The following is a 13,457-nucleotide window of genomic DNA, read 5'->3' as shown; positions in this document are numbered from 1 at the left end:
CCTCTGTCCGCTAGTATCTCCCAGCAAAGCCCGGAATAAACATTTTCAGAAGGGTCAGGACAAGAAAAAAAACCTCCTGATCAATTCGGGTCAGGAGGTTTTGTCATGTTATGCTGATGTTTTATCTTGGCCGACAACTGTGCCGTCTTTTAATACAAGACGCGGTGCTTCACCGTCTGCGACTGTCGCTCCGGTAATGACACATTTTTCAATATCATCGCGGGACGGCAGATCAAACATGACGTCAAGCATGATGCCTTCAATGATAGAACGCAGGCCGCGTGCGCCTGTTTTACGCTCGATCGCTTTTTTCGCAATTTCAGATAATGCCTCGTCTTCAAATTCAAGCTCGACATCATCAAGTTCTAACATTTTCTTGTATTGTTTGACGAGTGCGTTTTTCGGTTTAGTCAGAATTTCAACCAGTGCCGTTTCGTCAAGCTGCTCAAGGCTTGCAATGACAGGAAGACGGCCGATGAATTCAGGAATCAGACCGAAACGGAGCAAGTCTTCCGGAAGAACTTTAGAAAGCAGTTCTTCTTTTTCCAGGTCTGCCGCTTTATTATCAGAGCCGAAGCCGATGACTTTTTGTCCGAGACGGCGTTTGATGATTTGTTCGATGCCGTCAAATGCACCGCCGCAAATGAACAGGATGTTCGTCGTATCGATCTGGATGAATTCCTGATGAGGATGTTTGCGTCCTCCTTGAGGCGGCACGCTTGCAACCGTTCCTTCAAGAATTTTCAGCAGCGCCTGCTGAACGCCTTCGCCTGATACGTCGCGTGTAATGGACGGGTTTTCAGATTTTCGCGCTACTTTATCGATTTCATCGATATAAATAATGCCTTTTTCTGCTTTTTCCACATCATAATCTGCTGCCTGAATCAGCTTGAGGAGGATGTTTTCCACGTCCTCACCGACATATCCGGCTTCAGTCAGAGATGTAGCGTCCGCGATCGCAAACGGCACGTTCAGAATACGCGCAAGCGTCTGGGCAAGAAGTGTTTTCCCGCTTCCAGTCGGTCCGATTAAAGAAATATTACTTTTAGAAAGCTCGACATCATCCACTTTACTGTTGGAGTTGATGCGTTTGTAATGGTTGTATACCGCAACCGCAAGTGATTTCTTCGCCTGATCCTGTCCGATGACATATTCATTCAGAATCTCACGGATTTCCTGCGGCTTCGGAACGTCTTTAAATTCGACTTCTTCTTCCGTACCAAGCTCTTCCTCTACGATTTCTGTACAGAGCTCAATACATTCGTCGCATATATATACACCCGGTCCTGCAACCAGCTTACGAACCTGATCTTGCGTTTTTCCGCAGAACGAGCATTTCAATTGTCCTTTTTCCTCGTTGAATTTAAACATTCTTTCACCCCTTAATCTTGTCTCACTTTTTCTTTTACCTGAAGGGCAAAAGAAAACGGTTCTTGCTACGATCGAGTATGTATTGCATTTTACCATACTTTCCAGTAAGACGGTAACAATGTGTTTCGCACTTGCACATTCTATATGTATGACGAAAAACAGCCCGGCAATGACTATCTTGCCCCAAGAAAAAGAGTTATATCATAATTGTACAAAACAAGGCACGAATTAATCGCGCCCTGTTTTATTATGTCTATTATTATGAACCATATTAACGGTTTTCTACAAGAAAATCAATTGCTTTTCGAACTTTTAAATCTTCTTTCATCGCGTCAGTTGAACCGATTGCCTGCTTAATGTTTTCAACCGGCATGTTGTAAGCTTCAGCCATTTTAGTCAGCTCAGCTTCAACTTCTTCGTCCGTTACTTCAAGGTTTTCAGCTTGAGCGATCGCTTCAAGAGTCAGGTTTGATTTTACGCGTTTTGCGGCATCTTCTTTCATTTGCTCTTTTAACGCGTTTTCATCTTGGCCTGAGAATTGAGTGTAAAGCTCAAGGTTCATGCCTTGCATTTGCAGACGCTGTTCGAATTCTTTCAGCATGCGGTCAAGCTCAGTGTCGATCATCGCTTGAGGAACATCAGCTTCAGCGTTTTCAGATGCTTTCAGAACAAGCTCTTCACGCAATTTAGCGTCAGCTTCGTTTTCTTTTGCTTCTTCAAGGCGTTTTTTTGTTTTCTCAGTTAATTCAGCAAGCGTTTCAACTTCTTCGTCAATGTCTTTTGCGAATTCGTCGTCAAGCTCAGGAAGCTCTTTCGCTTTGATTTCATGAATTTTCACTTTGAAAACAGCTGGTTTTCCGGCAAGCTCTTCAGCGTGGTACTCTTCAGGGAATGTTACTTCAACATCCTTTTCAGCGCCTGCTTCAAGGCCTGTTAACTGCTCTTCGAAGCCCGGGATGAATGAACCTGATCCTACTTCAAGTGAGTAGTTCTCAGCTTTTCCGCCTTCAAACGCTTCGCCGTCAACGAAACCTTCGAAGTCAAGAACGACTGTATCGCCGTTTTCAACAGCGCCTTCTTCTTTCACGACAAGCTCAGCCTGACGCTCTTGAAGAGCTTTAAGTTCGTTTTGTACATCTTCGTCAGTAACGGCAGTGTCATCTTTTTCGATTCCTAAGCCTTTGTAGTCGCCAAGTTTCACTTCCGGTTTTACAGTCACTTTTGCAGTGAAAATCAAGCTTTCGCCTTTTTCGATTTTTTCAACATCGATTTCAGGGCGGTCTACAGGTTCGATGCCGGCTTCTTCAACCGCTTTAGGGTATTCTACAGGAAGTAAAATATCTAAAGCATCCTGGTAAAGAGCTTCAACGCCGAAACGCTGTTCGAATAAACCGCGGGGAACTTTCCCTTTGCGGAATCCAGGAATAGAAACCTGTTTTACTACTTTTTTAAATGCATCATCAAGAGCTGTTTTGAACGTATCCGCGTCAACTTCAACCGTTAATACGCCTTCGTTGCCTTCTTGTTTTTCCCATTTTACAGACATGTGTTTCCCTCCAAAAATCTATTCAGGTTGTGTCGGTCTTCCATTCTAAAGCAATCCGCGGCTTTGTCAAAGAAAAAACCGCTTGAATCAGAATCATTATGTAATGAACTGGCAGCCTGTCCAACCGTAATTCTCATTTCAGTTAAACCGCTATACATAAATACAACCACTATATTATAACATAACGCCTACCGCTTTCAACTATATGGTGTGATTTACAAATAAGAAATTTCTTCAATATCCTTAATCATCGTGCAGGCTTCTTCAAGTTCGCGGCTGTCAAACTCGTACATCATGTGAAGTTCCTCCGGCTCAATGTCAATGCCGTGCATCTCGTAACCGACCTTATGAAGCGCCGCCGCCCATAAATCTGCGTTCAAAAACTTCGGCATAAAAGGGTGCAGGACGTACAGATGCCTTCTCCACAGCTCCTCGACGGCAGCGTATAATGTAGGGTTTTCATTGCCGAGCGTTTCATCAAGCACCCGGAGAACGCGATGCAAAACCGGAGCCGCATCAGGCTGAACCGTTTCACTCGGAACCGCGGTCATTGAATCGCCGAATTTTGTAATATGGACCGGCTTGCTGTAGTCATGGTCCGCCATCAGCGTCAAAATCATCGTCTTGATAAGAGGATGAGCGCCCGGATCTTGAAGAATCGTTTTTAAGAGACCCGTGTATTTTGCAATATTGCGGTCTTTGAGAGAATGAATCAGATTCATTTGTTCAGCGGGGCTGTTCAGCACTTTTTCCGCATCAAGAATGTCCTCGTATTCCTCCTCCCACGCTTCATCCTGCTGGTCGGGATCGGTCATTTTGCGGCTGAATTCGAGCAGCCGGTAGAATTGCTCCGCACTTTCTGCGGGCAGCTGGTTTTCTTCCAGCACAGCTTCAATTGTGCTTTTGACTTCTTCATATTGTTTCAGCTGAATTAAAATGGTCATGTACACCTGCAGTACGGTGAAATAATGGCCGTACCCTTCATTCAGCATTTTCTCGCAAACTTGTTTTGCTTCTTCCAATTCCCCGAGTTCCAGAAAACAAATCGCCATGCCTAAATGCACGTCGGACTCGGTATCGCCGTGGCTTACCGCCTCTGAAAACAGTTCGAGGGCCTCCTGATACTGTTTATCCTTCATGGCGGCCATCCCTTTATCAACCAAGCGTTCTTTCAGACGGGGGAAAGGAATGATATCAGCTTTTTTCTTGTCATGCGTCATACTTTATTTCCTTTCAGGCGCTATTTTGTTCAAGTGTATCAACACGCGTCAGGAAACACAAGAAAGGATGGTGCGCACGGTAAAAAAAGCCGCCGGACAGATGCCGGGCGGCTTTTTTCAGGCTTGAAGCCATGAACTTCTTTTCGATTCAAACTGCTGAATGTCGTCCTCCAGCAGAAGCGTTAATGAAATTTCATCATAGCCGTTTATCAGCATTTCCTTCCAGTGAGGATCGACTTCAAATGAAATCTCTTTGCCTTCACTGTCGTGAATGAGCTGGTTTTCCAAATCAACCGTCATGTTAAGAGACTGATTTTCATATTGACCGGCGAGTTTTTTCCACTGATCATACGGCATACGGATGGGAAGCATACCGTTTTTAAAACAGTTTTGATGAAAAATATCGGCAAATGACGGAGCAATGATGATTTTGAAGCCGTAATCATCCAGCGCCCAAGGAGCGTGCTCACGGGATGACCCGCAGCCGAAATTCTCTCCGGCAATTAATATGGACGCGCCTTCATAGACTTTGCGGTTTAACTCAAATTCAGGATCAGGCTCACCGTTCTCAAGGTATCTCCAATCAAAAAACGCGAATCTGCCGTATCCGGTTCTTTCAATTCTTTTCAAAAACTGTTTCGGAATAATCTGGTCCGTATCGACGTTGATCCGGTTTAAGACGGCCGCTTTTCCCGTATGCGTTTTTAAAGGTTCCATCTTTTCGCGCACTCCTTACACAACTGTTTTTTCTTGATAAAACTTTCTTACATCGACGAAATGCCCGTGAATGGCTGCCATTGCCGCCATCGCCGGACTGACAAGGTGTGTTCTCGCGCCTTTTCCCTGTCTGCCTTCGAAGTTGCGGTTGGAAGTGGAAGCGCATCGTTCCCCTTCAGGCACAACATCATTGTTCATACTGAGGCACATGCTGCAGCCTGATTCTCTCCATTCAAATCCGGCCTCGAGAAACACGCGGTGCAGCCCTTCTTCTTCGGCCTGCTGTTTCACGCTTTGAGAACCCGGCACCACAATGGCTCTGACGCTGTCGGCGACTTTTCGGCCTTTGATCATATCCGCAGCCTGGCGAAGATCGGTCATCCGCGAATTTGTACAGGAGCCGATAAACACATGCTCGACTTTAATATCTTCAATTTTTTGATTCGGTGAGATTCCCATGTATTCGTATGCGCGGATGGCTTCTTTTTTACCGTCTTCAGAATCAATCGTTTCCGGCGCCGGTATTTGGGCATCGACCGGAAGAACCATGCCGGGATTGACGCCCCATGTTACCATTGGAGAAATCTCGCTGCCGTCTAACACGATGGAATGATCGTATACGGCGCCCGGATCGGTTTTTAACGCTTTCCATTCTGCGGCGGCTTTTTCAAATTCCTCGCCTTTTGGCGCGTATTTACGGTTTTTACAATATTCAATCGTCGTGTCATCAGGAGCGATCAGTCCCGCCCGTGCTCCCGCTTCTATTGACATATTGCAGACGGTCATGCGTTCGTCCATAGACATGTTTCTGAATACTTCCCCGGTGTATTCAATGACATATCCGGTACCGAATTTCACCCCGTATTTTCCGATGACCGACAAGATGACATCCTTCGCGGTCACTCCTTTTTGGAGCGTTCCGTCAACGCGGATTTCAAGCGTTTTCGGCCGCTGCTGCCACAATGTCTGAGTGGAAAGAACATGTTCCACCTCACTTGTGCCGATACCGAAGGCAAGCGCTCCGAACGCGCCGTGAGTCGATGTATGGCTGTCTCCGCAAACGATCGTTTTCCCCGGTAGTGTCAGACCAAGCTCAGGCCCGACTACGTGAACGATTCCCTGGTCTGCGCTGTGTAGATCCGCAAGACGGACGCCGAACTCCTCGCAATTCCGTTCAAGCGCGGTTACTTGGCGCTTTGCGACTTCATCTTTAATGTCAAAACGGTTGACGGTCGGAATATTGTGGTCCATCGTCGCGAATGTGTTCTGCGGCCGTCTGACCTTTCTTCCCTTCTGCCTTAACCCTTCAAACGCCTGAGGAGACGTCACCTCATGAATTAGGTGCAGATCAATATAGAGAAGGTCGGGTTTTCCTTCACCGCTTTTTACAACATGCCGATCCCAAATCTTTTCGATGATTGTTCGAGGCATCATCTTTGTTTCCTCCCTCTACCTATGAACTAAGACCGCTTTCTTTAAAGCGTCACACTATAGATTTTGTATTCGAGCCGGCTAATGCGGCTTTTACTTTTTCAGTAATGTCATGCGTTCCGGCATATTGGCCGTCCCGGGCGATATCACGTGTACGGCTGCCATCTGCAAGCACCTTTGCGACCGCTTTTTCCACCGCCTGCGCTTCGTTTTCAAGCCCGAAAGATGTTCTCAAAAGCATCGCCGCTGATAAAATCGCCGCAAACGGATTGGCCATCCCTTTACCGGCGATGTCAGGCGCAGATCCATGCACGGGTTCAAACAAGTGAAGACCTGAACTTGATAAGCTGGCTGACGGCAGCATGCCGAGCGAGCCTGTCAGCATGGAGGCTTCATCGCTTAAAATATCGCCGAACATATTCTCAGTTACGATGACGTCAAACTGGCTCGGAGCGTAGATGAGCTGCATCGCGGCATTATCGACAAGCATATGTTCAAGCGTCACATCAGGAAATTCTTTTGCGATTTCATCCGCTGTTTCCCGCCAAAGCCTGCTTGAAGAAAGCACATTCGCCTTATCAACGGACGTCACTTTTCCTTTTCTGCCGGCAGCCATCTTAAAAGCTTCTCTTACAACGCGTGCGATTTCTTCTTTCTTATAAAAAAGGGTATCGACCGCTTCCTTTTCTCCCGCTTCATTGACATACTGTCTGCTCGGTTCTCCAAAGTAGAGGCCGCCCGTCAGTTCCCTGACGATTACAAAGTCGACGCCGCTGATATATTCTTTTTTCAGCGGAGACGCCTCAGACAAGCTTTCAAATACGGTCACGGGACGCAGATTGGCAAACAGGCCGAGTTTTTTTCTGATGCCGAGCAGGCCTTTTTCCGGTCTGAGCTCCGGAGGATTTTGGTCCCATTTCGGCCCGCCGACTGCCCCGAGCAGGATGGCGTCGGATCTTTCACAAAGAGCCACCGTCTCCTCAGGAAGGGAGTTTTGATGGGCGTCAATGGCCGCTCCCCCGATCAGTCCGTTTTCAAATTCAAATTCATGTCCGAATTGTTCGGCAACGCTTTTCAATACATCTGCCGCTGATTCCGCCACTTCCGGTCCGATTCCGTCACCGGGAAGCAAAGCAATGCGTTTTTTCAAATCAAACGTTCTCCTTTCTATTACGAGCCGACCGCAGTCTGTCTCTTTAATCCGTCTATATTGCAATCCAGCACCAATTGCCGGTTCACGGCGTTCAGATAAGCTTTAGCAGAAGCTTCCAGAACATCCTGCGCGATTCCCCGCCCTGATGTTTCTTTTCCGTTCACGGTCACTCTGACAAAAACTTGAGCCAGCGCGTCTTCGCCTTTCCGGTTGGATTGGATGCGGTAGTCTGTCAGTTCAATATTTTTATCGATGCAGCGCCCGAGCGTATTATAAACGGCTTCTACGCTGCCCGCCCCCGTTGCCGCCTCTTGCATCAGCTGTTCGTTTTCCTGATTTTTTAAAGAGACTGTTGCAGTCGGCACCTGAGACGTCCCGTAATGCACTTGCAGAGACAAAAATTCATAGCCGATTTTTTTGTCTGTCACTTTTTCTTCTAAAATAAGAGAAATCAAGTCATCATCAGTGATTTCTTTTTTCTTTGCGGTCAGTTCTTTAAACATCGTAAAATATTTATTGATTTCATCACTATCAAACTGGAATCCAAGCGTATTCAGGCGGTCTTTGAACGCGTGGCGCCCGGAATGCTTTCCGAGTACAAGTGCATCAGCAGTCACGCCGACAAGTTCCGGTGAAATGATTTCATATGTTGATTTTTCTTTCAGGAAACCGTCTTGGTGAATGCCGGACTCATGTGCGAAAGCGTTATCTCCGACGATTGCTTTGTTGCGGGGAACTGCCATACCCGTCAGTTTGCTGACAAGATCACTCGTCCGCTTCAATTCATGAAGATTGAGAGATGAATCGGCTTGATGCGCGTCATTTCTGACATGAAGCGCAACGGCGATTTCCTCTAGCGCGGCGTTCCCGGCTCTTTCTCCTATGCCGTTAATGGCGCATTCAATTTGATCAGCGCCGTTCTCAATTGCCGAAAGTGAGTTGGCAACCGCCATTCCGAGATCATCGTGGCAATGGGCTGATAGCTTTACCCGGCTGATATTCGGAACGTGTTCCTTCATATATTTAAAGATGTTTCCGTATTCAGCCGGCGTCAGGTAACCTACAGTGTCCGGCAGGTTGATGACGCTCGCGCCGGCATCAATCACTTCTTCAACGATTTCAGCCAGAAACGGAAGTTCGGTGCGGCATGCGTCTTCTGCTGACCATTGAACGATCGGAAAGCGTTCTTTTGCATACTTCACCATTTCAACCGCTTTTTCCTTAACCTCTTCCCGCGTCATTTTCAGCTTATGCTTCAGATGAATGTCAGAGGTGGCGATAAAGATGTGAATCCGCGGGCTGGCCCCGTCTTTCAGCGCTTCCCAGGCTGCGTCGATGTCACCTTTGACAGATCGGGCAAGCCCTGTTACCGAACAATTTTTAATCGTTCTTGCGATTTCCTGCACGGCTAAAAAATCACCTCGGGATGAAGCGGGAAATCCCGCTTCAATAATATCCACCCCGAGTCTTTCAAGCTGCTTGGCTATCGCCAGTTTCTCCCGGGAATTGAGGTTGACCCCGGGGGATTGTTCACCGTCACGAAGGGTCGTGTCGAAAACATTAATTTTGCGCAACGGAGACCACCGCTTCCTTCTTTTTGCCTTGTTTGACAAACGGCATCATTTCACGAAGCTGTCTGCCGACCTTTTCAATCTGATGCTCGTTTTCACTTGCATTGATCGCATTGAAGCGAGGACGGTTCACTTGGTTTTCCACGATCCATTCTTTCGCGAATGTACCGTTTTGAATATCTGTTAATACTTGTTTCATCGATTCTTTTACCTTTGCATCGACTACGCGCGGCCCTGAGACAAAATCTCCCCATTGAGCCGTATCGGAGATAGAGTATCTCATGCCCGCCAATCCTTCTTCATACATCAAGTCTACGATCAACTTCAGTTCGTGCAGACACTCGAAGTATGCGAGTTCAGGCTGGTAGCCGGCTTCTGTCAGCGTTTCAAAACCCGCTTTGACAAGCGCCGTTAAACCTCCGCACAGAACAGCCTGCTCACCGAACAAATCCGTTTCCGTTTCTTCCTTAAATGTTGTTTCAAGAACGCCCGCACGCGCTCCGCCGATTCCTTTTGCATAAGCAAGAGCCGTATCTTTCGCTTCGCCTGATACATCCTGGTAGATGGCAAACAATGCCGGTACGCCCGCGCCTTGTTCATATGTTCTTCTGACAAGGTGTCCCGGTCCTTTAGGGGCGACAAGGAATACATCCACATCAGCAGGAGGCACGATCTGATGGAAATGGACGTTAAATCCGTGTGCGAATACCAATGACTTGCCCGCCGTCAATTCATCTTTGATTTCAGCTTCATATACTTTTTGCTGCTGTTCATCCGGAAGAAGAACCATAATGATATCAGCCTGGGCAGCCGCTTCTCTTACCGAAAAGACTTGATGACCGTCTTCTTGGGCCTGTGTAAATGATTTTCCTTGTCTGACGCCGACAATGACATCAATTCCGCTTTCTTTTAAGTTCAGCGCATGTGCGTGACCTTGTGAACCGTAACCGATAATCGCTACTTTTTTACCTGCCAATACGTTCTCTTTGATATCACCGTTATAATATACTTTTACCATTTTAATCTCTCCCTTTTTTGTGTTATACAATTGAAATTGTTTTATTGGATGACGTCTTCTGCTGGGTTCCCCTCGCAAAAGCCGTTGTGCCCGTTCTCGCGATTTCTTTAATGCCGTAAGGTTTGAGAAGCTCTATGAGCGCTTCGATTTTATTAGATTCGCCGGTAACCTGAACGACGATGCTGTCTCTTGAGACATCAACGACGGAAGCTCTGAACGGCTCAATGATTCCATTGATTTCCGTTCTGGCCGACGGTGCGGAAACAACTTTGATTAATGCCAGCTCACGCTGTACAATCGATTGGTTTGTAATATCCGTCACTTTCAGGACGTCAATTTGTTTGTTAAGCTGCTTTGTCAGCTGCTCTACGTCATTTTCGCCTTCCACATGGACGACAAATGTAATCCTTGAAACACCGCTTGTTTCCGTGTGGCCTACAGTGATGCTTTCGATATTATAGTGTCTTTTTGTAAACAGGCCGGTGATCCGGTTTAATACTCCCGAGCGGTTGACCACCGTTAATGTGATAATGCGTTTCAAGGTTTCACCCCCACCATTTCATGAAGTCCTTTACCCGGCGCAATCATCGGGAATACTTTCTCGCTTTTGGCGACCCGGACGTCAATAACGGCCGGTTCTTTTGATGAAAGCACCTTTTTAAGCTCTTCTTCCGCCTCTTCCTCCGATGAAATCCGGACGCCTTTAATGCCGTAGGCTTCTGACAATTTGACAAAGTCAGGCTGCGCCGAGAATTTGGATTCAGAATAGCGCTCTTCATAGAAGATTTCCTGCCACTGTCTGACCATGCCCAGACATTCGTTGTTCAAGATAACCACTTTGACGGGAAGATTCAGCTGTCGGATGACATCTAATTCCTGAAGGGTCATCTGAAAACCGCCGTCTCCGAGGATGGCAACGACCGTGGCGTTACGATCGGCCAGCTGCGCTCCGATAGCCGCCGGAAGGCCGAAGCCCATTGTGCCGAGTCCCCCCGAGGTCACCCACTTATCAGCCTTTCGGAAAGGATAAAACTGAGCCGCCCACATCTGGTGCTGGCCGACATCCGTCGCCACAATCGCCTCACCGTTTGTGAATTGGTGAATATACTCAATCAGCTTTTGGGGTTTCAAGCCCTCTTCTCTGTTGTCTGTATACCAAAGCGGATATTCTTCTTTCCATTCTGAAAGCTGCTGTTTCCATTCCTCTGTCTGTCCCTGTTTTCCGTTTTGCTTCAATAATTCCTGAAGGACGATTTTACTGTCGCCGACCACCGGAATCTGCGTTTCGATAATTTTTCCGATTTCAGCAGGATCAATATCGATATGCGCCACTTTGGCCGACTTTGCAAAATGCTTCAGATTTCCGGTCACGCGATCATCGAACCGCGCTCCGATGCTGATCAACAAGTCACAGTGGTAAAGCGCCATATTCGCTGTGTATGTGCCGTGCATCCCCGCCATTCCCAGAAAAAGAGGATGGTCTGCCGGGAAACCGCCCAGACCGAGAAGCGTGTGCGCTACCGGAATTTGCTGCTGTTCGACATAATTTTTTAAATCTTCTGAAGCTTTACCGTGCAAAACACCCGCTCCGGCTAAAATAACCGGCTTTTTCGCACTGCTGACAGCTTCCACGAGCTTTCGGATCTGCAGATAGTTAGGCTCTTTTACAGGCTGATAACCCGGAAGGCTGATCTCGTGATCATATCTGAACTCTCCTTCAAATGCTGCGACATCCTTCGGTATATCAATTAATACCGGGCCCGGTCTTCCCGTCGTGGCGATATGGAACGCCTCTTTAATCACACGGGGGAGATCTTCCGGACGGCGGACTTGGTAGCTGTGTTTCGTAATCGGCATCGTAATTCCTAAAATGTCGGCTTCCTGGAAAGCGTCGCTGCCGATGACCGAAGTGGCCACCTGACCGGTAAACACTACGAGCGGCAATGAATCTATCATCGCATCCGCAAGACCGGTAACTAAATTTGTCGCTCCGGGTCCGGAAGTAGCAATCACAACCCCCGGCTTTCCGGAGACTCTCGCATACCCTTCTGCCGCATGAATCGCGCCTTGCTCGTGGCGGGGCAGGATGTGAACCAATCCTGATTGATACAGTTTATCGTAAATCGGAAGGACAGCTCCCCCCGGATAGCCGAAGATCATCTCGACATTTTCTTTCTTTAATGATTCAATCAGCATCAGAGCCCCGTTCATTGTTTTTGTACATTCGGCAGACAAAGAATCCGCCTGTACATTTGTGCCCATTTTCAGTTCCTCCTTTTCAATGTTCCCTTCTAAAATCCAATTCATAAAACGCAGCGCCGGCTGACGCAAATAAAAAAGCCTTCCCACCCACATTCAGCCAAGCATTTCATGCGATAGCCAAAAGGGGCGAAAAGGCTTTGCTTTCCGCGGTACCACCCTTGTTTACGGTCATATGCAGACCGTCTCATGGATAATGATTATCCGTTTTGATAACGAGTAAACATTGTGTTCACTCGGCCGAGTCCTACTCTTTACATTTCAGACCGGCACTCTGAGGGGAGTTCACTTTGATTTGTTTTACCGGCTCTCAGCGTTACCGGCTCTCTGTGAAAAACTTCAGCAAAGCTACTTATCCTCTTCTGCGCTTTTTATTATGGCAGCTCTTTTATTAAAAAAGAACCTTCACTTGTTTGTTTTTTCAGTGTTTTATGATTTTTCTTTTTAGCGTGAATCATTTATTTATTTTTGTTTGAACTCATATTACGCCCGTTTGCAGACAGTGTCAACAGCATTTTTATAATTATTAGACAATTTAGATTAATCAATCTACTTTGTATACGCTTTCATTACTGGTACAAAGGGATCTGTAAATATTAAAAGTTTTTATCATTTTTTATTAATCTCTCAAGATTACATGAAATTTTTCCGTTCATATACGAATATGTCACATTTTATTACACGATTTTTCTCTGTCCTTCCGGCATGCTTGTCAGATATTCCGTTCGATTGAACAGGCTCTTTCTACAGACATACGCATACACTGTTCTTATCTCGTAAGAAATGAGTGATGTCATGAATAAGATGTTATCAGGCATGCAGGGCCTGCCTCCTGGATTTCCGCCTTTACCGGTCTTACCGCCGCAGTCTTATTATCCCCCGGCCCCGATGCATACAGCTCCATATCAAGGCGGCCCTTCTTTTCAGCAGGGATTCCCGTCATCCGGATACGGACAGCAGACCCCGCAAAGCACGCTGTCATTCGCCGGACAGCAATTCGTTCCGTACCCTTATACATCCGGGTACTACGGCCAAACCTTCAGTGACGTCGGCGGAAGCCTCGGCGCAGGGGCCCATCCCGGCGCGCTCGGGGGCGGTTTCAGCGGCCATGCCGGGGGCTTCAGCGCTCCGAGCGGATTCAGATGATACAAAAACCGGCCTCCCACGGCCG

The 13,457-nt window shown here is 47.2% G+C and carries 11 protein-coding genes and 1 other annotated feature; of the genes, 1 reads left to right on the top strand and 10 read right to left on the bottom strand.

All coding sequences use genetic code 11. The annotated features are described in order from the left end of the window. Positions 1–108: 108 nt before the first annotated feature. The 10 genes from clpX to ilvB form a co-directional block, all read right to left on the bottom strand. Entirely contained in the window at positions 109–1,371 is a 1,263-nt protein-coding gene (gene clpX / locus BGM27_RS05955) for an ATP-dependent protease ATP-binding subunit ClpX (protein ID WP_007408149.1), read from the bottom strand. A 271-nt stretch (positions 1,372–1,642) separates the two neighbouring features. Further along, positions 1,643–2,917: a trigger factor gene (gene tig, locus BGM27_RS05950; protein ID WP_007408148.1), complete on the bottom strand. Its 1,275-nt coding sequence runs from the start codon at positions 2,915–2,917 to the stop codon at positions 1,643–1,645. Between the two features lie 215 nt (positions 2,918–3,132). Then, on the bottom strand, positions 3,133–4,137 hold the full coding sequence (ddcA, locus tag BGM27_RS05945) for a DNA damage checkpoint antagonist DdcA (protein WP_007408147.1): 1,005 nt from the start codon (positions 4,135–4,137) through the stop codon (positions 3,133–3,135). Between the two features lie 117 nt (positions 4,138–4,254). Beyond that, positions 4,255–4,854: a 3-isopropylmalate dehydratase small subunit gene (gene leuD / locus BGM27_RS05940; RefSeq protein WP_007408146.1), complete on the bottom strand. Its 600-nt coding sequence runs from the start codon at positions 4,852–4,854 to the stop codon at positions 4,255–4,257. 15 nt (positions 4,855–4,869) lie between these two features. Further along, a complete protein-coding gene (gene leuC, locus BGM27_RS05935) occupies positions 4,870–6,288 on the bottom strand; it encodes a 3-isopropylmalate dehydratase large subunit (RefSeq protein ID WP_007408145.1) in 1,419 nt (472 codons plus the stop codon). A 49-nt stretch (positions 6,289–6,337) separates the two neighbouring features. After that, on the bottom strand, positions 6,338–7,435 hold the full coding sequence (leuB, locus tag BGM27_RS05930) for a 3-isopropylmalate dehydrogenase (RefSeq protein ID WP_007408144.1): 1,098 nt from the start codon (positions 7,433–7,435) through the stop codon (positions 6,338–6,340). Between the two features lie 20 nt (positions 7,436–7,455). Continuing rightward, positions 7,456–9,012, bottom strand: coding sequence for a 2-isopropylmalate synthase (locus tag BGM27_RS05925; RefSeq protein ID WP_007408143.1), 1,557 nt, complete (start codon positions 9,010–9,012; stop codon positions 7,456–7,458). Then, complete coding sequence (gene ilvC / locus BGM27_RS05920; protein ID WP_007408142.1) at positions 8,999–10,027, bottom strand: ketol-acid reductoisomerase; 1,029 nt, start codon at positions 10,025–10,027, stop codon at positions 8,999–9,001. Before ilvC ends, BGM27_RS05925 begins: the two co-directional genes overlap by 14 nt. A gap of 22 nt (positions 10,028–10,049) precedes the next feature. Further along, the gene (gene ilvN / locus BGM27_RS05915; protein ID WP_007408141.1) at positions 10,050–10,568 is read right to left on the bottom strand and encodes an acetolactate synthase small subunit; all 519 of its coding nucleotides are present in this window, start codon (positions 10,566–10,568) and stop codon (positions 10,050–10,052) included. Further along, positions 10,565–12,289: an acetolactate synthase large subunit gene (gene ilvB / locus BGM27_RS05910; protein WP_007408140.1), complete on the bottom strand. Its 1,725-nt coding sequence runs from the start codon at positions 12,287–12,289 to the stop codon at positions 10,565–10,567. Before ilvB ends, ilvN begins: the two co-directional genes overlap by 4 nt. Positions 12,290–12,408: 119 nt before the next feature. Then, positions 12,409–12,660, bottom strand: a binding site (T-box leader). Between the two features lie 421 nt (positions 12,661–13,081). Here ilvB and BGM27_RS05905 point away from each other — a divergent pair. Then, positions 13,082–13,432: a hypothetical protein gene (locus tag BGM27_RS05905; protein ID WP_020954258.1), complete on the top strand. Its 351-nt coding sequence runs from the start codon at positions 13,082–13,084 to the stop codon at positions 13,430–13,432. Positions 13,433–13,457 lie beyond the last annotated feature (25 nt).

The organism is Bacillus sp. FJAT-27001, from assembly GCF_019039175.1.
In the GTDB taxonomy this organism is placed as follows: Bacteria; Bacillota; Bacilli; order Bacillales; family Bacillaceae; genus Bacillus; species Bacillus velezensis.
This window is presented reverse-complemented; position numbering and strand designations above follow the sequence as displayed.